Here is a 24,469-nt window from a genome sequence, read left to right as displayed (position 1 = left end):
TGACAAACTTTTGACTTAGTTCAAAGTGGGGCGAGGTAGATATGGAACGAGTAACTTTTGGCTCATTGATGAGTAATATTGTAGTTATCGGTCTCGATGGGGAAATTAGAACCCTCGAACAAGGACAGTTGCCTAAACCAGGGGAACTAATTATTAACGAAGTTTCAGACACTTCAGAACTGGTCATTGAGCAAGTGACACCGCAAGGCAGTTCCATCAATGTAACTGGTGATATTACTGCGTTGATAGAAGCTATTGCAGCGGGACAAGACCCGACCCAACTAGGTCAAGAGTTTGAAACCGCAGCGGGCGAAGCAAATGGGTCTAGTCCTCAGACAACAGGGAATGTTGCACGAACAGGGACAGAATTGCTCGCTAGTACCAACTTTGAGACAGTTGGCACTGAAGGCGCGGGATTCTCAACCACTCAGATTCTAACTTTATTGGACATTCTCCCTCCAACTCAGGCACCAGCTCCGACAGGAATTCCGATTCCAGTAACAATTACGGTGCAAGATATTTCTAGCCCTGCAGTAGATGAAGGGCAGCAAGTCTCTTTCGACGTTACCCTTAATCAACCAACGGAAGAAGAAACTACCATAGAGTTTACCCTTAATGATGGTTCTGCTGTAGGCGGGGCGGCGAGCGATGTTGGTGCAGATTATGTAAATACAACGGTTTTAATTACATTATCCAACGGAACCACCCAAGAAATTCAGGTGAATGATGATGGATCGTTCACTGTTTCTCTTCCGATTGGGGAAGAGTCTTTTACGGTTAGCTTGGATACCATTGATGATAATTTAGCGGAAGGATCGGAAACATTCAGTTTGTCCGGTTCAACGCCAGATCAGCCTACTCCAGTTACGGGTGTTGCAACGATTACAGATGAGGCAGAGCAAGGGCCAGAAGATACTGTAACCGTTAATATGACCGGCCCGAATAGCGTTTCGGAAGGTGAAACTACTTCCGAATACACCGTAACACTGAGCGATCCGGCGCCCGTCGGTAGCATCGTCACGCTCGCTTACAGCTACACCACTGCATCGGGTGATGACATCACTGAAACCACTCAAGCAGTGATTGGTGGGGATGGTGTGACCGCCACATTCACCATAGATACCGTGGATGACGTTTACGCGGAAGGCGATGAAGTGTTCCGCGTCAGCGTATCAGGCATTGTCGATAGCGACAGCAATCCAATTTTCGAAGCACTGAATCTAGACAATGCGTTCGTCGATACCACCATTAGCGATGAAACCGACCCAGGTCCAGAAGATACGGTCACCGTGACCATGACAGGTCCAGCGAATGTCGTAGAAGGTGACACCACCACAGAGTACACCGTAACGCTGAGCGATCCAGCGCCAGTCGGTAGCATCGTCACGCTCGCTTACAGCTACACCACTGCATCCGGTGATGACATCACTGAAACCACTCAAGCAGTGATTGGTGCCGATGGTGTGACGGCTACGTTTACCATCGATACCGTGGACGATGTTTATACCGAAGGCGATGAAGTGTTTCGTGTCAGCGTGTCGGGCATTGTCGATAGCGACAGCAATCCAATCTTCGAAGCGTTGAACCTCGATAATGCGTTCGTCGACACCACCATCAGTGATGAGACGGATCCAGGTCCGGAAGATACGGTTACCGTGACCATGACTGGTCCAGCGAATGTCGTGGAAGGTGACACCACCACAGAGTACACCGTGACACTAAGCGATCCGGCGCCAGTCGGTAGCATCGTCACGCTCGTTTATAGCTACGCCACCGCGTCCGGTGACGACATCACTGAAACCACTCAAGCGATTATTGGTGCTGACGGCGTAACCGCCACGTTTACCATCGATACGGTGGACGATGTGTACGCCGAAGGCGATGAAGTGTTCCGTGTCAGCGTGTCAGGCATTGTCGATAGCGATAGCAATCCGATTTTTGAGGCATTAGATGTTTCAAATGCCTTTGTTGACACCACCATCAGCGATGAAACCGATCCGGGTCCAGAAGATACGGTTACGGTCACCATGACCGGTCCAGCGAATGTCGTGGAAGGTGACACCACCACAGACTACACCGTGACACTAAGCGATCCGGCGCCAGTCGGTAGCATCGTCACGCTCGTTTATAGCTACGCCACCGCGTCCGGTGACGACATCACTGAAACCACTCAAGCGATTATTGGTGCTGACGGCGTAACCGCCACGTTTACCATCGATACGGTGGACGATGTGTACGCCGAAGGCGATGAAGTGTTCCGTGTCAGCGTGTCAGGCATTGTCGATAGCGATAGCAATCCGATTTTTGAGGCATTAGATGTTTCAAATGCCTTTGTTGACACCACCATCAGCGATGAAACCGATCCGGGTCCAGAAGATACGGTTACGGTAACCATGACCGGTCCAGCGAATGTCGTGGAAGGTGACACCACCACAGACTACACCGTGACGCTGAGCGATCCGGCGCCAGTCGGTAGCATTGTCACGTTAGCTTATAGCTACACCACTGCGTCAGGTGATGACATCACTGAAACCACTCAAGCAGTGATTGGAGCGGATGGTGTGACGGCTATGTTTACCATCGACACCGTGGACGATGTGTATGCAGAAGGCGATGAAGTATTCCGCGTTAGCGTGTCAGGCATTGTCGATAGCGATAGCAATCCGATTTTTGAGGCATTAGATGTTTCAAATGCCTTTGTTGACACCACCATCAGCGATGAAACCGATCCGGGGCCAGAAGATACGGTTACGGTCACCATGACCGGTCCAGCGAATGTCGTGGAAGGTGACACCACCACAGACTACACCGTGACACTAAGCGATCCGGCGCCAGTCGGTAGCATCGTCACGCTCGTTTATAGCTACGCCACCGCGTCCGGTGACGACATCACTGAAACCACTCAAGCGATTATTGGTGCTGACGGCGTAACCGCCACGTTTACCATCGATACGGTGGACGATGTGTACGCCGAAGGCGATGAAGTGTTCCGTGTCAGCGTGTCAGGCATTGTCGATAGCGATAGCAATCCGATTTTTGAGGCATTAGATGTTTCAAATGCCTTTGTTGACACCACCATCAGCGATGAAACCGATCCGGGTCCAGAAGATACGGTTACGGTAACCATGACCGGTCCAGCGAATGTCGTGGAAGGTGACACCACCACAGACTACACCGTGACGCTGAGCGATCCGGCGCCAGTCGGTAGCATTGTCACGTTAGCTTATAGCTACACCACTGCGTCAGGTGATGACATCACTGAAACCACTCAAGCAGTGATTGGAGCGGATGGTGTGACGGCTATGTTTACCATCGACACCGTGGACGATGTGTATGCAGAAGGCGATGAAGTATTCCGCGTTAGCGTGTCAGGCATTGTCGATAGCGATAGCAATCCGATTTTTGAGGCATTAGATGTTTCAAATGCCTTTGTTGACACCACCATCAGCGATGAAACCGATCCGGGGCCAGAAGATACGGTTACGGTCACCATGACCGGTCCAGCGAATGTCGTGGAAGGTGACACCACCACAGACTACACCGTGACGCTGAGCGATCCGGCGCCAGTCGGTAGCATTGTCACGTTAGCTTATAGCTACACCACTGCGTCAGGTGATGACATCACTGAAACCACTCAAGCAGTGATTGGAGCGGATGGTGTGACGGCTACGTTTACCATCGACACCGTGGACGATGTGTATGCAGAAGGCGATGAAGTATTCCGCGTTAGCGTATCAGGCATTGTCGATAGCGACAGTAATCCAATCTTTGAAGCACTGAATTTAGACAATGCGTTTGTCGATACCACCATAAGTGATGAAACCGATCCTGGTCCAGAAGATACGGTTACGGTCACCATGACAGGTCCAGCGAATGTCGTGGAAGGTGACACCACCACAGACTACACAGTGACACTGAGCGATCCGGCGCCAGTCGGTAGCGTCGTCACGTTAGCTTACAGCTACACCACCGCGTCGGGTGATGACATCACTGAAACCACTCAAGCAGTGATTGGAGCGGATGGTGTGACGGCTACGTTTACCATCGACACCGTGGACGATGTGTATGCAGAAGGCGATGAAGTATTCCGCGTTAGCGTATCAGGCATTGTCGATAGCGACAGTAATCCAATCTTTGAAGCACTGAATTTAGACAATGCGTTTGTCGATACCACCATAAGTGATGAAACCGATCCTGGTCCAGAAGATACGGTTACGGTCACCATGACAGGTCCAGCGAATGTCGTGGAAGGTGACACCACCACAGACTACACAGTGACACTGAGCGATCCGGCGCCAGTCGGTAGCGTCGTCACGTTAGCTTACAGCTACACCACCGCGTCGGGTGATGACATCACTGAAACCACTCAAGCGATTATCGGTGCCGACGGTGTGACCGCCACGTTTACGATTGATACGGTGGACGATGTGTATGCAGAAGGCGATGAAGTGTTCCGCGTCAGCGTGTCAGGCATTGTCGATAGCGACAGCAATCCTATCTTCGAAGCGTTGAACCTCGATAATGCGTTCGTTGACACCACCATTAGCGATGAAACCGACCCAGGTCCAGAAGATACGGTTACCGTAACCATGACCGGTCCAGCGAATGTGGTGGAAGGCGACACCACCACGGAATACACCGTGACACTAAGCGATCCGGCGCCAGTCGGTAGCATCGTGACCTTAGCTTACAGCTACACCACTGCGTCAGGTGATGACATCACTGAAACCACTCAAGCAGTGATTGGAGCGGATGGTGTGACCGCTACGTTTACCATCGATACGGTGGACGATGTGTACGCCGAAGGCGATGAAGTGTTCCGCGTCAGCGTGTCGGGCATCGTCGATAGCGACAGCAATCCAATCTTTGAGGCATTAGATGTATCAAATGCCTTTGTTGATACCACCATTAGCGATGAAACCGATCCGGGTCCGGAAGATACGGTCACCGTCACCATGACAGGTCCAGCGAATGTGGTGGAAGGTGACACCACCACGGAATACACCGTGACACTAAGCGATCCGGCGCCAGTCGGTAGCATCGTGACCTTAGCTTACAGCTACACCACTGCGTCAGGTGACGATATCACTGAAACCACCCAAGCGATTATTGGGGCGGATGGTCTTAGTGCGACGTTTACCATTGGCACTGTCGATGATTCCGATGACGAGCCGGATGAAGTCTATCGAGTTAGTGTGGCTGGTATTGTCGATGGTGACGACAATCCTATTTTCGAGGCGCTTGACCTCACTAATGCGTATGTTAATACGACCATCATCGATAATGATGAGCCGAATACGCCACCAATCGCTCGTGATTTCATCATTTCCCTCAATGTCCAAGAAGGCATTTTCCCTGTTCAGGATGTAGAGTTCGATGGGCTAACTAGCACCAATGAACAACGAGTTGAAGACATTGAAGATGATACAGTTGCGGCCAATGATGGTGATATTCTAATACAGGTTGTTGACCTCCCTGAACACGGAGAGTTGTATTATGTGGATGGTAATGGTCAGGAAGTCATTATAGATGAAACCACTCAGTTCCCTGAAAACACAGAGGTTAAGTACCGTTTGACTGAAGACTTCTTTGAGGAGCAGAGCTTTGATTCAACTGATTTACTTGAAGAGCAAGGGAAAGATATCTTGGTTGGATCCTATACTCCTCCTAATTCGAACTTAACGTTCACTGGAGGTCAGATAATTACTGTTGGTAACAGTATCATCTTTGATTCCGACGCTCAGATCTCAGTCGATTTTGCGAATCAACAAGTAGGGTTAGTTGTTGTTTCTCCGAATGAAACGGGACAGGGTGATGAAATCAGTACTGGTGAATATATTACGTTAGAGTTAGATGAAGATTTATCTGCAAACGAAGCGAAACTGAATTTGGCCAGTCTGAATGACCGTTTCAACAATGGTGGTGCATGGTTAACAGCATACATCTTCCTGAATGGTGCTCTTGTTGATGTTCAGCAGTTTTACTCAACGGATATTAACTATACCAGTAACCATGAAGGCTTTATCACAGTTGCGATGGCAAATGGTAGCTTTGATGAAATTCGACTTACTCCAGAAACCAATAGTTCAAGTGATAAAGCAGGCTTCACTTTGGTTGGGACTGAAATTACCAGTTTTACTGACGTTAACGATGACTTTACCTATCAAGCTATCGACACTGATGGTGCAATTAGTAACGAAGCAACGGTAGCGGTTGATTTCGAGAACGTCACTGTAGATGCTGTCACGGCGCTTGGTTATCAAACCATGGCATTAAATTCTGAGCTGAATCTCATCATGGGTACGGATGGAGACGATATCCTGGTTGGTACCGACGGTAATGACATGATCATCGGTGGTTTAGGCAATGATATCTTAACGGGCGGTGAAGGTGATGACGTCTTCAAATGGACAGAAATGCAGTCCGCAACTGATACCGTGACGGATTTCAGTGATGGTGATCAGCTTGATTTTACCGATGTATTTGATGATATGACGGGTACTGACATTTCCGCATTGCTTGATGATCTTGGTTCTGGAGACTACCGAGGACGCGTAGATGATATAACCGTAGAAGTGACTGAAAGTGGAGGTAACTCGACGTTGACGATTAATAAAGATGGTCAACAGTTAGAAGTTAATTTCGATGGCGCATCGGCCGCAGATATCGCCAACAGCTTAATCAGTAATCTCGAACAGTTGAGAGAATAAGAAAAACGGAGCGAAAGCTCCGTTTTTTATGTCGTTCCGATAATCGCCAAAGAGCGATTAAAGTACTTTACAAGCAAAGCCTTTTAGGTAGAAACCTTCTGGGTATGCCGTATCGGTTGGGTGGTCTGCGGCTTGTTCAAAGCGCTCAACAAATTTCACTTGGCGGTTTGCGTCTACCGCTGCGTCAGCAATGATTTTTTGGAATAAAACTTGGTCCATTAAGCCAGAGCAAGAGTAGGTCAGTAGCGTGCCGCCAGGTTTTAGAATTTGCATCGCCAACATATTGATGTCTTTATAACCACGACATGCGCCATTTAGTTGCGCTTTGCTTTCTGCAAACTTAGGTGGATCCATGATAACCACATCAAACTGAGTACCTTGGTCACGGTATTCACGAAGCAGTTTAAATACATCTGCATTTAAGAAAACAGCGCGTTTTTTCGAGATATCAAACTCGTTCAGCTCTGCATTGTATTTTGCTGTGTCCAATGCTGGCTGAGATACATCCGCATTAATTACGCGTTTTGCGCCGCCTTTCAGTGCGTAAAGACCAAAGCCACCCGTGTAAGAGAAGCAGTTAAGAACTTCTTTATCTTTAACGTACTTCATTGCTTGTTGACGACTGTCACGCTGGTCTAGGTAGAAGCCCGTTTTATGTCCACCTACAATGTCGACACTGATTTTCACGCCGTTTTCTTCGATGACGACAGATTTTGGAGGCACTTCACCGTGCAATACGCCAGTGGTCTCTTTCAAACCTTCTTTCTTACGTACTGCTACGTCAGAGCGTTCGTAGACATTGCAATCAGGGAAGCATTCAACCAATGCATCTACAATCGCTTGCTTGTTGTATTCTGCGCCTGCGCTGAGCAATTGACATACGAAGAAGTTTTGGTAGCGGTCAATCGTCACGCCCGGCAAGCCGTCAGATTCAGCGGCGATGAGTCGGTAACCCGTTAAACCATCACGTTCAATCACGTCTTCACGAAGAAGTTGAGCATTTTGAAAACGCTTCACGAAAAACGCTTTGTTGATTTCTTCTTTTTCAAAACTCCAAATACGAGCGCGGATTTGAGATTCTGGAGAATATGCCGCTTTTGCTAGCCATTTACCGTCGTGAGTGAACACATCAACTGTTTCGCCAAGAGCGGGTTCGCCCTCAACTTTACCGATGCCTCGAGAGAAGATCCAAGGGTGCTTGCGCTTAACCGATTTCTCACGACCTTTAACCAAATAGATAGCAGCTGTCATTTCATTTGCTCTTGTTGAATTTTGAAAGGGGCGTATTGTCCGGGATGTTGAGGGCAAAAGCAATATCCCTCAACAATCCAGTCATTTGCTAAACGGTCGGTATCGTTAGTCATTATCGTTGGCACAGCTGTTAGCAGGCATAAAAAAGGGCCACTTGCGTGACCCTGATTAACTGATATTTGGTTATGCTCTCAAACCAGTGAGGAGAGATTCCATCGTATCGCTTTGCTTACGCAACTGTTCGACGTTTTGCGAGGTCGTACTGATCATATTGCACACATTATCTGCTTGAACTCTGATTTCTTCGACGCTTGCGGCGATGTTATCTGCAACGACACCTTGTTCCTCAGCCGCAGTCGCAATTTGAATACTGCTGTCTGAGATGGTTTGGTTTTTATCGGCAAGCGAGCCAATCTCTTGGTTTACTTCTGCCATCAGGTTTTGACCTTCGTTGGCATTGTTTACCGTAACTTCCATAAGTTTGGTAAGGGATTGACTGTTACGTTGTAATGATTCAATCATCGCTTGAATCTCAACGGTTGCTTGCTGAGTACGCCCCGCAAGAGCACGAACCTCATCCGCAACCACGGCAAAACCGCGACCTTGCTCGCCAGCACGCGCGGCCTCAATAGCGGCATTCAATGCCAGTAGGTTGGTTTGTTCTGAGATACCGTTGATTGTTGTCACGACTTCATCAATTTGCGCTGCGTTTGCATCTAGCTCTTCAACCGCTTGAGAAGCAGATTGAATCTCATTCGACAGATTTGAAATCGAGTGAAGCGTATTTTCGACTTTCACTTGGCCTGATTGAGCCACACTACGTGCATCATCCGTCTGTGTGCTTGAGTCGTGAGCCAGTGTCGCAACTTCACGAATCGTTGAAGCCATCTGCTCCGTTGCACTTGCAAGAGAGTTGAGGTGTTCTTGTTGCGTCGCAGAAATTTCAGAACTGTGGTGAATCGATTGATTCAAGTCCGAGCTGATTTGCTGCATAAGAGCGACAGACTCTTGGATAGATTGAACCATTTTTTGTTCACGCTCCGCGACTTTATCAATCGTGATGGCGATTTCACTGAACTCATCACGAACAGGGAAGAAATTCATCCGCGCGGTTAGGTCGCCATCAGCAAGCGTGTTTAGCGCCTTGTTCATGGTGAACATTGCGCCACCGATGAACGTCATGATGTAGTAAACACCCAGCGCGAGAACAAACAAGCTCACGCAGATGATACTCACTTGGGTCATTGATAGGGCAGTCCACAGAGAAAGCTCATGATTTGCAACCAAACTGAATGCGCCATTCAATACCGATACAGATTGTGGTCCTGTACCAATAGAGACCGTCTCTGAACCCGCAATAAGATTTGCTACTTGAGCTTGAGAAAGATTGCCAGCCTCTATTAGCCCTTTCATGAGCATCAACTCTTCCTGATACATACCTGAGATCAGAGCATTAGCCGCGCTATTGAGGACGAGAGTAAGAATGACTAGAGCAAGAAGAGGAAGAATGAAGAGCAAGTAGAACTTTTCTTGAATCTTTAAGTGAATGAGATACTTATCAATCCAGCGGAAAGGAATTTCTTTCATAATTATTATAACCATACGAAAACCCACTATCCTTAGTGGGGTGAATAAGACAAAACGAATATATCACTCAATAATCAGATGCGGTACAAAGATGAACGTAAAGTGTGAGAGATTTATAGTTAAAGGTCACGTTCAAGGGGTTGGCTTTCGTTACCATACTTCTCACCAAGGTTTAAAGCTTGGTTTAACGGGCTACGCGAAGAACTTGAACAATGGCGATGTAGAAGTGATGGCTTGTGGGCCTAAAGAGAAAATTGACCAGTTTTGTGAATGGTTACAAGAAGGTCCGCGGACGGCAACAGTAGAAAGCGTTACGCGAGAGAGCGTATCGTACAAACCATTCCGCGGATTTAAAATTCTATAATATTACAGGCACTTAGCTGGTTTAGGTAAACCTGCTAGCTTTGTGGCTTGTTTTGCTGGGCCTTTTTTGAACAGCTTGAACAAATATTTGCTGTTGCCTTTTTCTGGGCCGTGTGCCTTTTCCATTGCCTTGACAAGCATTCGCACTGCTGGAGAGGTATTAAACTCTTCATAAAACTCGCGCACAAAATGCACAACTTCTAAATGAGCTTCAGTAAGTTCGATGTCTTCTTCTTTTGCTAAAAGCTCAATCATGCCTTCTTCCCACTGAGTATGATCCAGTAGATAGCCTTGAGCATCAGTTTCAATTTCTTTGCCGTTGTAAACGAACATAACGTCTTATCCGTTAAGTGAACATGGATGTTTATAGATTAGCGCACACGTTAGGAAGTTCTCAACAAAAGAATCCTGAAGTCGTACTGAGCGAAGCAAAAGCATACAAAGTAGCAGAGCTTTAATGGATGCTGATGATGTGTCTAAAACTCACTACTATGCAGAAAAATAATAAATTATTCAGCTTGTTAAAAAATTTACCGGGGTAATACCAAGACATTTGCATTTGTATTCGGGTTTATTCATTTCCATTGTCGTTTTTTGATAGTCAGCTGTCTAATTAATGAAATTTTGTTTAAGGATGAGTCGGTTACGACGTTGTGTTTATTCCTTTGGGTCGATATTCTCTGGGTTTGATAACCGACCTGTGCTCAGGTTAGAAACAAAACTCATGACAAGGAGTCAGTCATGTCGACACAACGTTACATTGAGATTAATGACAACGTAAAATCCACTTGGTCTATTGAGCGTATTTGGAAGCTTGCAGAATCCTTACCCGTAGAAGAAATTTCCATTGATGACATTAAAGGTCCGAATGAGGTGACCTGGTTTAGTGATGAAGGGCCGCAGCCAACCTGTCGTGAAATCGCGAAACATTGCCAACGCATTAACAATGCCGATGTATCGTATCCCGTGATCTTAACTAGTGACTACCGAGTCTTTGATGGTATGCACCGAATCGCCAAGCAAATCATGTTAGGAGAGGAAACGATCAAAGTGAGACGCTTTAGAGAAAATCCAGAAGCAGACGAAGTTATCGAGTTGTCTGTAGAGCAGGTGTAATACACTGAATTGCACACAAAGAAAAAGCCCGAAGGAATTACCTTCGGGCTTTTTGATTTTACTTAACGAGAAACGATTAATCGTCGTTCATGATGCCTAGAATGCTTAGTAGGCTAGTGAACAAGTTAAGGATGTTTAGGTACATCGAAATTGTTGCACTGATGTAGTTTGTTTCTTCGCCACGAACGATACGACTTGTATCGAATAGGATGAAACCAGAGAACACGAGTGCAGAAACACTGCTGATTACTAGGTGAGCCATTGTTGAACCAACGAAGATGTTAATCAGCGCTGCAACGATCACAATGATCAAACCTGCCATCAGGAAGTTGCGCATGAAAGAGAAATCTTTCTTGCTTGAAATGGTGTAAGCCGATAGGCCAAGGAACACCATACCAGTCAAACCTAGAGCTTGAGCAATGATAGTAGGACCGTTTGGAATTGATGCGTAGTAGTTAAGCATTGGACCTAAAGCACCGCCCATTAGAGTCGTGAAAACGAATGTCCAAACGATACCAGATGATGAGTTGATTGCCTTTGGCATAACAAAGAACAAAATACCAATCGCGGCAAGCTGCATCACAATCGCCATGATTGGTGAAATTTGCATTGCCATAGTCGCGACTGCTGCGATAGCACTGGTCATCAGTGTCATCGACAGTAGGAAGTAAGTGTTTTTCAGTACTTTGTTCGTTTCTAGTGTATTAGGAACACTTGTTGAACGAGTAAACATTGGACTGTTCATAATTATCCTCAATAAGGGAGTTTACTATTGGTACATTTATGGGGCTGAAAGTTCAAAAAATCAAGCCCTTTCCATGCATATCCTAGATAAAATGATAATGGAAATAAGATGTTATGTATGTGGCAACTTGTAACACAATATTACCACCAAGAATTTTTGCGTTGGTGCTCACAACGATTGGTGATGTAAATGACAAAAAGCACTGACTTCATTCGAAATCAGTGCTTTTAAAGCGTTATCTGCGTTGATGATTAATGATGCAGGATTTGCGCTAAGAAGTTTTTCGTGCGATCCGATTGAGGATTCTCAAAGAAGTCGACCGGGTTGTTCTCTTCTATGATTTCTCCTGCGTCCATAAATATCACGCGATCGGCGACTTCTTTAGCAAAGCCCATTTCATGAGTTACACACAGCATGGTCATGCCTTCTTCCGCTAATTCGACCATAACGTCCAACACTTCACGCACCATTTCAGGGTCGAGCGCGGAGGTTGGCTCATCAAACAGCATGACTTTAGGACTCATACACAATGAACGGGCAATCGCTACACGCTGTTGCTGACCTCCAGATAACTGACCTGGGTATTTATCGGCTTGGTCTGGGATTTTAACGCGTTTGAGATATTTCATCGCAACCGCTTCCGCTTCCTCTTTCGGCATCTTTTTCACCCAAATAGGCGCAAGTGTACAGTTTTCCAAGACCGTTAAGTGTGGAAAGAGGTTAAAGTGTTGGAAGCACATTCCAACTTCACGTCGCACGGCTTCGATGTTTTTCAAGTCTTCCGTAAGCTCTGTCCCAGAAACAAAAATGCTGCCTGCTTGATGTTCTTCAAGGCGATTGATACAGCGAATCATGGTCGATTTCCCTGAACCTGAAGGGCCACAGATAACGATTTTTTCGCCTTTCTTTACATTTAAGTTGATGTTTTTTAGTACGTGAAACTCACCATACCATTTGTTCATGTCCTTCAACTGGATCATATAGTCTTGTTGTTGCGTCATAATACGTCCTTGATCTTGATGAGTTATCGTTTGTGACCGGTATGAAGTTTGTTTTCGAGCCATATTGAGTAACGTGACATACCAAAACAAAATACCCAGAACACTAACGCGACAAATACATAACTTTCGGTAGCAAAGCCGAGCCATTCGGGGTCGGTGTTTGCTGCTTGTCCAATACCGAGCACATCGAACATACCGATGATCAGTACCAGACTGGTGTCTTTAAATAGGCCAATGAATGTGTTTACGATGGAAGGAATGGTGATCTTAAGTGCCTGTGGCAAAATGATCAGGCCTGTTTTCTTCCAGTAACTCAAACCTAACGCATCGGCAGCTTCATATTGTCCTTTTGGAATGGCTTGCAAACCACCACGTACCACTTCTGCCATGTAAGCCGCGCTGAACATGACCACACCAATTAAGGCACGAATAAGTTTGTCCGTTTCGGAACCTTCAGCTAAGAACAGCGGTAACATAACGGACGCCATGAATAGTACGGTAATCAGTGGAACGCCACGCCATACTTCAATGTAAATCGTACAGATGCTGCGTATGATGGGCATATCAGAGCGTCGACCTAGAGCCAGTGCGACACCGATCGGTAATGAAACCACAATACCAACAAGCGCGATGATCAGTGTGACCAGCAAGCCGCCCCATTTGTGCGTTTCAACCACTTCCAAGCCAAACACACCACCGTAGAGAAGCGCAGCAACGATAAACGGATAGATGTTGACAAAGAACAGCCAAATCCATAAGCGTTTTGGTGTTTTTTCATAGGCAAGAAGCACAGTGAAAATCGCGAGCGTGATGTAAAACAGGCGAGGGCGCCAAAGTTCTGATTCTGGATAGAAGCCGTACATGAACTGCTCCCAGCGAACACTGATGAACACCCAGCATGCACCTTCTCGGCTACAGTCATCACGCGTTGAGCCTATCCAGTCAGCATTAATGAATGCCCAATCGACAATGTGCCAAAGCGCATTAAAAACGATATAAGCAAGAATAAGCGTGACAATGGAGTTGACTGGGCCATTAAACAAATTCTTGCGTAACCACCCAACCACGCCGACGGTATTTGATGGTGGCGGGAGATCGGGCTGAAATTGATGTGTACTCATATTATCTCTCCACCAGCGCAACTTTGCGGTTGTACAAGTTCATCAACGCAGACGTGAGCAAGCTCAACGTTAGATAAACGCCCATTGTCATCGCGATGATCTCAATGGCTTGTCCTGTCTGATTCAAGGTTGTACCAGCAAACACAGAAACCAGATCCGGATAACCAATTGCCATTGCCAACGAAGAGTTCTTCGTTAAGTTCAAGTATTGGCTTGTGAGTGGAGGAATGATGATTCTCAAAGCTTGAGGGATAACAACCAGCTTGAGCGTTTTAGCACGAGGCAAACCAAGTGACATCGCGGCCTCTGTTTGACCATGACTCACCGCGTTGATACCGGAGCGTACGATTTCCGCAATAAAGGCGGCGGTGTAAACACTTAACGCCAATAGCAAAGCTGCTAGCTCAGGAATAATGCTGATCCCACCTTTGAAGTTGAAACCTTTCAGCTGTGGGTATTCCAAAGAGATTGGCATACCGGAAACGAAGTAAACCAGCAGAGGCAAGCCAACAAGAAGCCCTAAACCAATTCGTCCCATCGGGGTTTGTTGGCCTGTTAGGCGTTGTTTGTTTCTAGCCCAAATAGAGATAGAGATCGTAGCGATAAGCCCGATAACAAACGCAGCAATTACAACACCACTGCCTTCATTAAACACAGGCGCAGGAAAATAAAGCCCACGCACGTTTAAGAAGATAGCTTCGCCAAGGCTCAAACTTTGTCTTGCCGATGGTAATGCTTGCAGTACTGCGAAATACCAGAAAAAGATTTGCAGAAGAAGGGGGATATTTCGAAACGTCTCAATGTAAACCGCAGCTAAACGGCTAACCAACCAGTTTGTTGAGAGACGCGCTACACCCATCGTAAAACCAATCGCGGTGGCGAGAATAATACCCAGCACAGAGACTAATGCTGTATTCAAAAGACCCACGATAAACGTTCTGCCGTAAGAATACGTTTCGTTATACTCAATGAGAGTTAACCCGATACCAAAACCAGCTTCTTGGTTCAGGAAACCAAAGCCTGTCGCGATGCCCCGAGCATCGAGGTTATTTAACGCATTGTTGATGATGGTATAAAAGAAAAATACCAGTGCAGCTATAGCAATGATCTGGAAAATAGCAGAACGAAAGGCAGGATTATAAATCAAGCTCTTGCTTCCGCTCGGTTTGGACATCGTACTTGGCGATGTATCTTTAGTCGGTTTCATACAGCGATAACCTCAAACCTTAGTTATAGATATCACTCTGTATAAATAAGTGGTTGTCCCTAAAGGCTTAACCTAGTGTTAGCTTGCAATAGATTTGTAGCGCGAGTTACTCGCCCAAACCCATATCATACTGACCAAGGCTTATTCCAGCCAATGAGCGATCCTTACTCATCCAGATTGATATATTCAAGAAAAAGGGCGGCATGAACCGCCCTGATTAACTCGTTTCTAACGGATTGGTGGCGCGTACATGAAGCCGCCGGCATTCCAAAGTGCGTTAACACCACGAGCGATCTCTAAAGGCGAACCTTTACCGACTGTGCGCTCAAAGCTTTCGCCGTAGTTACCCACTTGTTTGACGACTTGGTAACCCCAATCATCACGAATACCTAGGCCTTTACCTTTCGGACCATCAACACCCAAAATACGTTTGATGTTTGGATCTTGAGATTTCAACATCTCATCCGCATTCTTAGAGGTAATGCCGTATTCTTCCGCATTCACCATTGCTGCTAACGTCCACTTAGCGATGTTGAACCACTGATCGTCGCCTTGACGAACCACAGGGCCAAGTGGCTCTTTAGAAATGATTTCAGGTAGAACCGCCGCAGAAGAAGGATCTTTCAGATTCAAACGAAGTGCGTACAGACCAGATTGGTCAGTAGTTAGCACGTCACAGCGTCCGGCATCGAAACCTTTTGAGGTTTGCGCCGCCGTATCAAACACCACAGGTTTGTACGACATGCCACTGTTTCGGAAGTAATCCGCTAAGTTGAGTTCGGTTGTTGTACCTGACTGTACGCAAACTGACGCACCATCAAGCTCTTTAGCGCTAGAAATGCCAAGATCTTTCTTGACCATGAAACCTTGACCGTCATAGTAGTTAACGCCTACAAAGTTTAGACCAAGCGCAGTATCTCGGTGTAGTGTCCAGGTAGTGTTACGAGAAAGCACATCGATTTCACCCGACTGAAGTGCAGTGAAACGTTCTTTCGCGGTTAGGGGTACATATTTAACTTTCGTTTTATCCCCAAGAACGGCTGCAGCCAGTGCTTGGCAATATTCTACGTCGATACCTTCCCATTCGCCTTTTGAGTTAGGGTTTGAGAAACCAGGTAGACCGGTACTTACGCCACAAGTAAGGAAACCTTGTTTTGTGACTTTGTCCAGAGTCGTGTCTGCTGCTTGTGCTGATGTCGCCATCATGGCAGTAGAAGCCGCTACGACGGAAGCAAGAATTGTTAGTTTGTTTGCCATTTGTATCCTTCCTGTATGATCCATGTTTAATCAGGAGTGACCTGAAATAACTTGTCCAATTTATTAGTATTTATTGTCCTACGTGGTTGATTTTCGAAGAAACGGCAATCGATAAATCAACCAGTTATAAGCGTAGGAAAGGATCTGTTAATTCTCAAATATATAATTTAAATAGAGTTTTGAGAGAACTTCCAAAGCTCCTTGAGAATTAGAATGACGAAATGTTAATTGTTTGTAAATAGTGCAAAACTCGGTCAATTTGGTGCATCAGAACAATCAATAGAAGAGTGAATAAAATGAGAGAATAAAAAGTTGTTATTAAATCTATCATTAGCCTAGCTCGACTGAGTTACGCAAAAATTTGAACAAAAATTATTTGTGATGTCGAAACAGGGTGATGTGTTTGCCCCATTTTTGGTAGCATGAGTAGCAATAGCAAATAAGAGTAATCATGGATTGAAATGCGATATTTTCCTCTGTTCTTAGATTTAGTGAATAAACCAGTACTTGTTGTTGGTGGTGGAGAAGTGGCGAGCCGTAAAGTGGAAGCGCTACTCAAGGCTGGGGCGAATGTCACCATTGTTTCTCCAACTTTGGTTGAGTTCTTATCAAGGCTTGCCGATGAGCACCAAATCCATTGGGTACAGCGCTTTTATTCAAGTGACCTTGTCACAAAACGTTTTGTGCAAGTGTGGGCCACCACTGATAACCCAGAGTTGAATCACCAGGTGTATAAAAATGCCAAAGAGCTTGGCATTTTGGTCAACGTCGTAGACGACAAACCGTACTGTGACTTCATCACACCTTCAATGATCAACCGTGGCAGAATCCAGATTGCAATTTCAAGTGGCGGAGCGTCTCCGGTACTGATTCGCAATATTCGTGAAAAGCTTGAAGCGATTCTTCCTCAGAACATGGGCTTGATGGCTGAGTTTGCCAACTCGAAACGTAATTCGATCAAAGAAGCGTTACCAAGTGTCGATTTACGCCGTAAGTTCTGGGAGCAATTTTTCTCTAACCCTGATGTTGAAAACGCGCGTAATAACCGCGAGCTTGAAACCATCTATCAGGCAACGATGGCAAACCCATTGGATGAGAAGGGCAGCTGTACTTGGATTCATCTCGGAAAAGACGTCGAAATGCTGCCAATCAAAGCTGTTCGCTACATGCAGCAAGCTGAACTCGCGCTGTATTCGACTAAGTGTGAATCAGACGCAATGGAGCTGGTAAGAAGAGATGCCGAACGTGAGGCCTTTTCAAATGCGGCAGAACTGTCTGATAAGTTAGCCAAAGCGAAAAAAGACAACTTACGCGTGTGCGTGTTCATTCCTCAAGGCACAAGCGAATTCATGTTGCTGCAAGGGCAAGATCTTGTGATTTAGTTTGTGAAGCTTTAGCAAAAACAACTCTCTCCCAAATACTGACAATAAAAAAGCGCCGACGAAAAATACGTCGGCGCTTTTATTTTGCTTCTTCTAACTGGTATCGAATACCAATTAGCAAAACATATTAATCACGGAAGTTGTTAAACTGGAACGGTTGGCCTAGCTCCGCTTCACGGATTGCAGCGATAGTTGCTTGCAGGTCATCACGTTTCTTACCAGTTACACGTACTTTGTCGCCCTGGATAGACGCTTGTACTTTTAGCTTCGCATCTTTGATTAGCTTAACCAGTTTTTTCGCTGTCGGTGTATCGATACCTTGGCGGAACAGGATGTTTTGATGCCAGTTTTTACCCGTTACTTCTGGGTTTTGAGCGTCCATTGCATTTGCATCAACGTTACGTTTTGCCAAGTGGCCACGTAGGATGTCACGCATTTGCTTAAGCTGGAAGTCACCTTCCGCAGACACTTTTACGTTTTCTTCTACTAGCTCAAAGCTCGCATTCACGTTGCGGAAATCGAAACGAGTAGACAGTTCACGGTTAGCGTTATCAACGGCGTTACGTAGTTCAACGGTATCGATTTCTGAAACAATATCAAACGATGGCATGAAGATTCCTTGATTATCTTGTTATATGGATGAATTACTTAGTGGATTTTACAGCTTCTGCCAGCATATCTAGCATAGTTACTGTATCGTCCCAACCTAAACAAGGGTCAGTAATAGATTGACCGTAAGTTAGGTTGTTAATGTCAGTCATTGGCTGGTTGCCTTCCATAATGAAGCTTTCCGCCATGATACCCGCAATGCGAGTGCTGCCTGACTTAATTTGAGTACAAATATCGCTTGCAACATCAAGCTGTTTTCGGTGCTGCTTCTGACAGTTTGCATGGCTGAAGTCTACAATAAGACGCTCAGGTAAACCAAACTCAGCAAGTGAATCACACGCTTGCTTCACAGACGCTTCGTCAAAGTTTGGACCTTTTTCGCCGCCACGCAAAATAATATGACCGAATGGGTTGCCACTTGTGCGGTACACCGTCATACGACCATTCTTATCTGGCGAGTAGAAGTAGTGTGAAGCTTGAGAAGCACGAATCGCATCAATCGCGATTTTCACATTACCGTTTGTGCCATTTTTAAAGCCAACAGGGCAAGATAGCGCTGATGCCATTTCACGGTGAATTTGAGATTCTGTCGTACGTGCGCCAATTGCGCCCCAAGTGATCAAATCCGCAATGTATTGGCCAGTGATCATATCAAGAAACTCAGTAGCAGTCGCAAGACCAAGCTTGTTGATATCCAGTAGCAGTTTACGAGCTTTGTGAAGGCCAGCTTCAAGCGCGTAAGAACCGTCTAGGTTAGGGTCGGTGATAAGACCTTTCCAACCAACTACTGTACGAGGCTTTTCAAAGTAAGTACGCATAACGATAAATAGCTCGTCTTTGTACTTATCTTGGATTTCACTCAGGCGTTTCGCGTAATCAATTGCGGCTTCAGTATCGTGAACAGAACATGGACCAACGATAGCAAGAAGGCGATCGTCTTCACCTGTTAAAATGTTTTCAATCTGACGACGAGATTGAGCGATGCGATCTGCAACGTCATCCGTGATCGGATGTACACTACCTAGCTCCGCTGGGGTAGGCATTGGACCCAAAGGTTGGGTTCTCAATTCATCTGTTTTTATAGGCATGTTATAGCTTTATTCTCTATTGCGAAGGGGTAAAGATAACGGAATTACAGGCAGGAATAAACCGTTTCACCGGAATCTTCCCCAGGAAATACCGAATTGTATACAAAGGTGTTGGTATTCATTTAAATGACTTATGTATAAATGACAAAACTTGATCATTAAATCAATATATATACATTTGAATTTATAACCTTTTCTTCTATCTCACCTTCGGTCAAGCGAGTTTAGTGCGACGAATCTCATGCTTCTCTATTCGAGCTAGGTGACACTGTCACTGAAAGTGTGCCCAATAACTGTCTAGATCTAGCTTTTGTTAACATTTCTTTGACATCCATTTCGTTCGTTGATTAACTGGTCAGAGTAGTTTGGTAAGGAGACCAACATGTTATCAGCAGTACGTCGCGCAAATTTGTATCTCAATCTCTTTGGCTTTTCGAAAGTGCCTCTGATTTGGCTGTGTCACCCAAAAATTATCGCCATTGATAGTAAGCACGTTGAAGTGCGCATTCCACTTCGACGACGAACAAAGAATCACCTAAACAGTATGTATTTTGGTGCATTAGCCGTTGGTGCTGATGTGGCTGGTGGTTTTCTTGCGATGAGCAAAGCTCAGGAAAAAGGCGAGGCGATTTCTTTAGCATTTAAAGGAGTGAAAGCGGAGTTTTTAAAACGTCCAGAAGCGGATGTTCATTTCGTTTGTAATGACGGCCATGTCATTGATGAGATGCTAGACCATACCATTGCCACTGGTGAACGTGTTAATCGTGATGTGAAGATCATTGCACTGTGTCCGAGCCTACATGGGCAGGAGCCGATGGCAGAGTTTGCGCTTACTCTATCCATAAAAAAAGCAGCTCAACATACAAAGAAGGCTGCTTAATAGTTTGAATCCGTTTTTTAATTGAGCTCGATTTTCTCGATAGAGACTATTTTCGAGCGGTTTAGCACGACTTTCCAACGGTAGTAAACGGGCGCATCAGTGTGGTTGTCTTCTTTGACGATCACATTGAGTAAATGACGTTTCTCTACAGACTCTTTGGTCACTTGCCCTTCATTTAGACGATAAACGCGGTTTGAGCTCTTATCCATTAGGCGGATGATCGGGCGCAAACTGATGTTCAACGTTTCTCGAGTCTGTTCGTAACCACTTAAAAAGAGCGACGTCGCCATTTCTGTTTTTTCATGGTAGTGAAGAATTTGTTCTTCTCTTTGAACGACGCGTTTTTTACGAATCTGTTGAATCTTGTCTGGCAAGCTCGATAGCGTTTTATAATCAAGCCATTCTAATTTTTTACCGACGACTTTCTTCGTCGTCGGGTCGATGTACTTTTTACGCCACTTAGGTTTGCCTTTACGAATCCAACGCCACATCGCATCACGAAGATCATCTTTAAAAATCTCGCGTAAAGCATAGATAAAAGACATCGCTATAATGAAAGATGCAGAAATCTCGCCAAGGTAGTCTCGGGCTAGAATAACGGTCGATGTCACTACGACCATAACCAAGCCCGTCGCAATCCCTTTAATCGCTCGCTTGATGTTGTTACCCATGGAGATAGTTTGCTCACGCAAAACAATAGGGTGTTCAATCAGACGTCTTAACAAACGCATTTTGTTTGAAAGACGCGTCACGTCTTCAACCACGCGTGGAGAGTTGTATTTGTTTAGCTTGCGATGCGCTTGTTCTTTCTCACACAGAGTAATCAAACGCTGTTTAATGGTGCTGTAATCGCCTTCTCGAGGAAGATGAGCGACGAGAGACAAAAACTTCTGCTCGGTATACCACGACAAATAGTTATCAATATTAACGTAGTAACGCTTTAAGTTTTCTTCATAAGGGATAGAGCGTCTCAAGCGTTTTAAGATCTCAAGCGTCAACTCAATGACTTCGTCCACTTCATCTTCTGTAACGGAGTTGCTCTCGTGCTTATTCAAACTCGCCACTGCTTTGTCTAGTGCGATAACGTACTGGTAGGCGAATAAACTCAAACTTACGCGGTATTGCTGATTAGAAAGACGTCCGCGCTTCGCTAATCGGCTGTGAACAAGCGGCAATAGAATTTCTGTACTGTAATAAGCACGTTGCTGAGTGATAGAAGTGTAATAAAATTCGGATTCACTGATGATATCGGCGTTTAAACCAAGCTCACCAGGCACAAAGAAGTAAATATCTAGGTCGACACTTTTGCTTTCTGCGAGCGCGTGGCTAATTTTTAATGTTACTGAGTCTTGTTTATCGACGGTGACCAAAGAAAGCTCCTGACTTTGCTAAAGCACTCTTGCCTTACGTAATGTAGTTGAGCGTGTAAGGTCGAGATTGCTAAGAGAGTGACTGGGGCAAATAGCCGAGCAGACAGCATAACAGAGAGGTTTGCTTTTCTCTCTGATTTTCTTGTTAGTTTAGGTATAATTCCGTGTAAATTTTAAGAGAGACAATATCAATGATTAAAATTGGTCAAATTAACAGCTTAGAAGTCATTAAAAAGGCTGATTTTGGCGTATTTCTGGATGGTGACGATTACGGCTCTGTTCTGCTGCCTAACAAACATGTACCTGAAGGCACTGAACTTGGCGATCACATCGAAGTATTTTTGTACTTTGACTCAGAAAGCCAACTTGCTGCGACCATTGACAAGCCAATCGCTCAAGTAGGCGAGTGGGGCTTGATGAAAATCGAAGGCATCAATCAAACGGGTGCATTCGTAAACTGGGGCATTAAAGAGAAAGACCTTCTTATCCCATTTAGTGAGCAACGAGCTCGCTTTACTGCGGGTCAAAACATTCTGGTTTATGTTTACACCGATAAAGCGTCGGGACGTATTGTTGGTACGACGAAGTTCAACAAGTGGCTTGATAAAACGCCAGCAAACTACGAAGTAAACGAAGAAGTTGATCTGATTATCGCAGAACGCAGCCAACTTGGTTACAAAGCGATTGTAAACGGCAAACACTGGGGCATGATTTTCCCTTCTGATGTATTTGGTAAGCTGTTTATCGGTAAAAAACTGAAAGGTTACATCAAGCAAGTCCGTGAAGATGGCAAAATTGACTTATCTCTACAAAAAGTCGGCGTGGCGAAGATGGATGATCTTTCAAGTAAGATTATTGATCTCTTGGAGAAGAAGGGCGGTTTCCTTCCTCTGAACGATAAGTCTTCGCCAGAAGCGATTTTTGATGCTTTCCGTACAAGTAAAGGCACGTACAAAAAGACCATCGGCGGTTTGTATAAGCAAGGTAAGATTGTTATTGAGAAAGACGGTATCCGTCTCGCTTAACTTATCTGCTTAAACGCTAGAAAGCAGCCAAAAAAACGGCCCAAACTCTTCCATTTTTTGGGCCTAGGGGAAACGGCTCTACAGAGCCTGCGCTAAACTTTCGTCAACCATTTATTGGGTGGTTAACGTAGAGAGAAATGCCGTATCAAAGCGTTACTTTGATATCTTCAGTTTAGTACAGCGAGCTTGAATCGCTAGCAGCCCTACGAGCTTTCATACTTACGAACTAAAAAGCCATCGCAAATACGATGGCTTTTCATTTATTTATGGTTCGTCATTTCTTTAAAATAAGTTCTTATCTCGTACTAACTCACGAGGAAGACCATTTTTAATGCGGTTACTGACCCACTTACCTAAACCGATAATCGCACCTTGGTACTTAACTAGCACTTCGCCTTTACCCATTTTTAATCCTTCTGGAATGATTTGAGGACGAACATCACGGCCCATGTACCATTCACGTGCTTCTTCAATCGTTAGCTCAATAGCGTTGCTTTCAGCACCCGTCGCTAGTGCGGTAGCGACTTGGTGTTGCCAACGGTAGCCATTTTTATGTGCTTCAGCGATTTTAATGCCCATGCGAGAAAAACGTAATTCGCCAATCATAGGTTCAAGCGCATCTGGGAATAGCCAAACGTCTTTATCTCGGAGCCAAACCGTACTTTCGGAAGGTAACTCAATATCCAATGCGTTGTGTAGTTGCTTTGAAATCTCTTCTGATTCTTTCTTCGACGCTTTTACGAACGGGAATTTGCCCATGCGCTTTTTCACTTGTGGTGCCTCTACAGAATGGTGTTTGCGAATACGCGCAACAAAGAAGCCTTCACAGTCATAAACCTGAGGGAAGATGTGTAAGAAACCTTCTTCTGTTAATGCGGCGTTTGCATTTTCAAATAATCCATCCAGACTCTCAAACTCAACCGCGTCACCAAAGGTTTCTTTTAAGTGATGGCAAACTTGCTGGTTTTCCTCGGTACTTAACGTACACGTTGAGTAAACTAACACGCCACCTGGCTTAAGTGCGTGGAATGCGCTTTCAATGAGATCTTTTTGCGTATCTGCGATTTCTAGAACGGACGCTTGTGTCCAGTTCTTCATGGCATCTTCATCTTTACGAACTGTGCCTTCGCCAGAACAAGGGGCATCAAGCAATACCGCATCAAATTGTTCAGGTAACCAACCACCAAAAACGCGGCCATCAAAGTTGCTCAAAGCGGCATTGCGCACACCACAGCGTTCGATGTTGGCATGCAGAACTTTTACGCGGCTTGCCGCGTACTCGTTCGCGACAAGTACACCTTCATTTTTCATTAGTGCGGCGATCTGTGTGGTTTTTGAACCTGGTGCAGCAGCGGTGTCTAGTACCGCATCGTAAGATTCGTCATTCATGAATAGGGCAGATACTGGCATCATCGAGCTGGCTTCTTGAATGTAGAATAAGCCAGACATGTGTTCTGCTGTGTTGCCTAATGGTACAACCGACTCGTCGGCTTCAATCCAAAAACCAGTGTCACACCAAGGGACGGGTGACAATGTCCATCCTTTGTCTTCCGCGCGCTTAACAAAGTCTTCCACACTCATTTTGAGCGTGTTTACGCGGATACTTTTGCGAAGAGGCCTTTGACATGCAGAGATGAAATCTTCCATGTTGAGGTTCGCAGGAAGGATAGTTTGGATTTTTTCCAGAAACGCGTCTGGGATGTAAACATTAGGATGCAATGTGGAATCTCGTTTGCAGAATTTGCCGCAAATAATAT

18 protein-coding genes are annotated in these 24,469 nt (G+C 45.4%); 6 read left to right on the top strand and 12 right to left on the bottom strand.

Translation table 11 applies throughout. The features are described 5' to 3' along the window. Positions 1-41: 41 nt before the first annotated feature. On the top strand, positions 42-6,710 hold the full coding sequence (locus ACYJZR_RS07905; protein ID WP_461715868.1) for a calcium-binding protein: 6,669 nt from the start codon (positions 42-44) through the stop codon (positions 6,708-6,710). A gap of 57 nt (positions 6,711-6,767) precedes the next feature. Here the strand turns inward: ACYJZR_RS07905 and ACYJZR_RS07900 are convergent, their stop codons facing one another. Together ACYJZR_RS07900 and ACYJZR_RS07895 are read right to left on the bottom strand one after the other, a co-directional pair. Next, entirely contained in the window at positions 6,768-7,961 is a 1,194-nt protein-coding gene (locus ACYJZR_RS07900) for a class I SAM-dependent methyltransferase (RefSeq protein ID WP_017448569.1), read from the bottom strand. Between the two features lie 183 nt (positions 7,962-8,144). Further along, positions 8,145-9,548, bottom strand: a complete 1,404-nt coding sequence (locus ACYJZR_RS07895; protein WP_025526782.1) for a methyl-accepting chemotaxis protein — start codon at positions 9,546-9,548, stop codon at positions 8,145-8,147. Between the two features lie 91 nt (positions 9,549-9,639). Between ACYJZR_RS07895 and yccX the strand changes: the two genes are divergently transcribed. Then, the gene (gene yccX / locus ACYJZR_RS07890) at positions 9,640-9,912 is read left to right on the top strand and encodes an acylphosphatase (protein WP_005486991.1); all 273 of its coding nucleotides are present in this window, start codon (positions 9,640-9,642) and stop codon (positions 9,910-9,912) included. Positions 9,913-9,914: 2 nt separating this feature from the next. Here the strand turns inward: yccX and ACYJZR_RS07885 are convergent, their stop codons facing one another. Further along, complete coding sequence (locus tag ACYJZR_RS07885; protein WP_031816391.1) at positions 9,915-10,244, bottom strand: TusE/DsrC/DsvC family sulfur relay protein; 330 nt, start codon at positions 10,242-10,244, stop codon at positions 9,915-9,917. A 408-nt stretch (positions 10,245-10,652) separates the two neighbouring features. Here ACYJZR_RS07885 and ACYJZR_RS07880 point away from each other — a divergent pair, with 408 nt between their 5' ends. Further along, positions 10,653-11,027, top strand: coding sequence for a hypothetical protein (locus tag ACYJZR_RS07880; RefSeq protein WP_015296770.1), 375 nt, complete (start codon positions 10,653-10,655; stop codon positions 11,025-11,027). Between the two features lie 76 nt (positions 11,028-11,103). On the opposite strand, the gene ACYJZR_RS07875 is transcribed toward ACYJZR_RS07880, so the two are convergent. The 5 genes from ACYJZR_RS07875 to ACYJZR_RS07855 all read right to left on the bottom strand — a co-directional run bounded on the left by ACYJZR_RS07875 (position 11,104) and on the right by ACYJZR_RS07855 (position 16,358). After that, on the bottom strand, positions 11,104-11,772 hold the full coding sequence (locus ACYJZR_RS07875) for a Bax inhibitor-1/YccA family protein (RefSeq protein ID WP_005494926.1): 669 nt from the start codon (positions 11,770-11,772) through the stop codon (positions 11,104-11,106). 251 nt (positions 11,773-12,023) lie between these two features. Further along, positions 12,024-12,773 carry an amino acid ABC transporter ATP-binding protein gene (locus ACYJZR_RS07870; protein WP_406966439.1) on the bottom strand — a complete coding sequence of 250 codons (750 nt, stop codon included), beginning with the start codon at positions 12,771-12,773 and terminating at the stop codon, positions 12,024-12,026. Positions 12,774-12,796: 23 nt separating this feature from the next. Further along, the gene (locus tag ACYJZR_RS07865; protein ID WP_029823495.1) at positions 12,797-13,894 is read right to left on the bottom strand and encodes an amino acid ABC transporter permease; all 1,098 of its coding nucleotides are present in this window, start codon (positions 13,892-13,894) and stop codon (positions 12,797-12,799) included. 1 nt (position 13,895) lies between these two features. After that, complete coding sequence (locus ACYJZR_RS07860) at positions 13,896-15,101, bottom strand: amino acid ABC transporter permease (protein WP_015296767.1); 1,206 nt, start codon at positions 15,099-15,101, stop codon at positions 13,896-13,898. Between the two features lie 228 nt (positions 15,102-15,329). Then, complete coding sequence (locus ACYJZR_RS07855; RefSeq protein ID WP_005457119.1) at positions 15,330-16,358, bottom strand: amino acid ABC transporter substrate-binding protein; 1,029 nt, start codon at positions 16,356-16,358, stop codon at positions 15,330-15,332. 461 nt (positions 16,359-16,819) lie between these two features. Here ACYJZR_RS07855 and ACYJZR_RS07850 point away from each other — a divergent pair, with 461 nt between their 5' ends. Then, a complete protein-coding gene (locus ACYJZR_RS07850) occupies positions 16,820-17,740 on the top strand; it encodes a precorrin-2 dehydrogenase/sirohydrochlorin ferrochelatase family protein (protein ID WP_015296766.1) in 921 nt (306 codons plus the stop codon). 127 nt (positions 17,741-17,867) lie between these two features. Here the strand turns inward: ACYJZR_RS07850 and ACYJZR_RS07845 are convergent, their stop codons facing one another. Together ACYJZR_RS07845 and ACYJZR_RS07840 are read right to left on the bottom strand one after the other, a co-directional pair. After that, positions 17,868-18,350, bottom strand: a complete 483-nt coding sequence (locus tag ACYJZR_RS07845) for a YajQ family cyclic di-GMP-binding protein (RefSeq protein WP_005457116.1) — start codon at positions 18,348-18,350, stop codon at positions 17,868-17,870. 34 nt (positions 18,351-18,384) lie between these two features. Beyond that, positions 18,385-19,437 carry a 3-deoxy-7-phosphoheptulonate synthase gene (locus ACYJZR_RS07840; RefSeq protein ID WP_005457114.1) on the bottom strand — a complete coding sequence of 351 codons (1,053 nt, stop codon included), beginning with the start codon at positions 19,435-19,437 and terminating at the stop codon, positions 18,385-18,387. 382 nt (positions 19,438-19,819) lie between these two features. Between ACYJZR_RS07840 and ACYJZR_RS07835 the strand changes: the two genes are divergently transcribed. After that, the gene (locus tag ACYJZR_RS07835; protein WP_005457113.1) at positions 19,820-20,317 is read left to right on the top strand and encodes a DUF4442 domain-containing protein; all 498 of its coding nucleotides are present in this window, start codon (positions 19,820-19,822) and stop codon (positions 20,315-20,317) included. A gap of 17 nt (positions 20,318-20,334) precedes the next feature. On the opposite strand, the gene ACYJZR_RS07830 is transcribed toward ACYJZR_RS07835, so the two are convergent. Then, a complete protein-coding gene (locus ACYJZR_RS07830) occupies positions 20,335-21,687 on the bottom strand; it encodes a hypothetical protein (protein ID WP_005457111.1) in 1,353 nt (450 codons plus the stop codon). Positions 21,688-21,878: 191 nt separating this feature from the next. Between ACYJZR_RS07830 and ACYJZR_RS07825 the strand changes: the two genes are divergently transcribed. Continuing rightward, positions 21,879-22,712: a CvfB family protein gene (locus ACYJZR_RS07825; protein WP_005457108.1), complete on the top strand. Its 834-nt coding sequence runs from the start codon at positions 21,879-21,881 to the stop codon at positions 22,710-22,712. Between the two features lie 282 nt (positions 22,713-22,994). On the opposite strand, the gene rsmF is transcribed toward ACYJZR_RS07825, so the two are convergent. Then, on the bottom strand, positions 22,995-24,431 hold the full coding sequence (gene rsmF, locus ACYJZR_RS07820) for a 16S rRNA (cytosine(1407)-C(5))-methyltransferase RsmF (protein ID WP_069498388.1): 1,437 nt from the start codon (positions 24,429-24,431) through the stop codon (positions 22,995-22,997). Positions 24,432-24,469: the final 38 nt, after the last annotated feature.

Source organism: Vibrio sp. RC2502 (assembly GCF_054850435.1).
Note: the sequence above shows the minus strand (reverse complement) of the source record. Positions and strands in the feature narration are given on the sequence as shown.

Bases quoted from the DNA above. Each gene is read 5' to 3' on its own strand.
- ACYJZR_RS07855 (WP_005457119.1), bottom strand. From the start codon at position 16,358: ATGGCAAACAAACTAACAATTCTTGCTTCCGTCGTAGCGGCTTCTACT.
- ACYJZR_RS07870 (WP_406966439.1), bottom strand. From the start codon at position 12,773: ATGACGCAACAACAAGACTATATGATCCAGTTGAAGGACATGAACAAA.
- ACYJZR_RS07850 (WP_015296766.1), top strand. From the start codon at position 16,820: ATGCGATATTTTCCTCTGTTCTTAGATTTAGTGAATAAACCAGTACTT.
- ACYJZR_RS07880 (WP_015296770.1), top strand. From the start codon at position 10,653: ATGTCGACACAACGTTACATTGAGATTAATGACAACGTAAAATCCACT.
- ACYJZR_RS07835 (WP_005457113.1), top strand. From the start codon at position 19,820: ATGTTATCAGCAGTACGTCGCGCAAATTTGTATCTCAATCTCTTTGGC.
- ACYJZR_RS07825 (WP_005457108.1), top strand. From the start codon at position 21,879: ATGATTAAAATTGGTCAAATTAACAGCTTAGAAGTCATTAAAAAGGCT.
- ACYJZR_RS07885 (WP_031816391.1), bottom strand. From the start codon at position 10,244: ATGTTCGTTTACAACGGCAAAGAAATTGAAACTGATGCTCAAGGCTAT.
- ACYJZR_RS07905 (WP_461715868.1), top strand. From the start codon at position 42: ATGGAACGAGTAACTTTTGGCTCATTGATGAGTAATATTGTAGTTATC.
- ACYJZR_RS07875 (WP_005494926.1), bottom strand. From the start codon at position 11,772: ATGAACAGTCCAATGTTTACTCGTTCAACAAGTGTTCCTAATACACTA.
- ACYJZR_RS07865 (WP_029823495.1), bottom strand. From the start codon at position 13,894: ATGAGTACACATCAATTTCAGCCCGATCTCCCGCCACCATCAAATACC.
- ACYJZR_RS07840 (WP_005457114.1), bottom strand. From the start codon at position 19,437: ATGCCTATAAAAACAGATGAATTGAGAACCCAACCTTTGGGTCCAATG.
- ACYJZR_RS07860 (WP_015296767.1), bottom strand. From the start codon at position 15,101: ATGAAACCGACTAAAGATACATCGCCAAGTACGATGTCCAAACCGAGC.
- ACYJZR_RS07845 (WP_005457116.1), bottom strand. From the start codon at position 18,350: ATGCCATCGTTTGATATTGTTTCAGAAATCGATACCGTTGAACTACGT.
- ACYJZR_RS07900 (WP_017448569.1), bottom strand. From the start codon at position 7,961: ATGACAGCTGCTATCTATTTGGTTAAAGGTCGTGAGAAATCGGTTAAG.
- ACYJZR_RS07895 (WP_025526782.1), bottom strand. From the start codon at position 9,548: ATGAAAGAAATTCCTTTCCGCTGGATTGATAAGTATCTCATTCACTTA.
- yccX (WP_005486991.1), top strand. From the start codon at position 9,640: ATGAACGTAAAGTGTGAGAGATTTATAGTTAAAGGTCACGTTCAAGGG.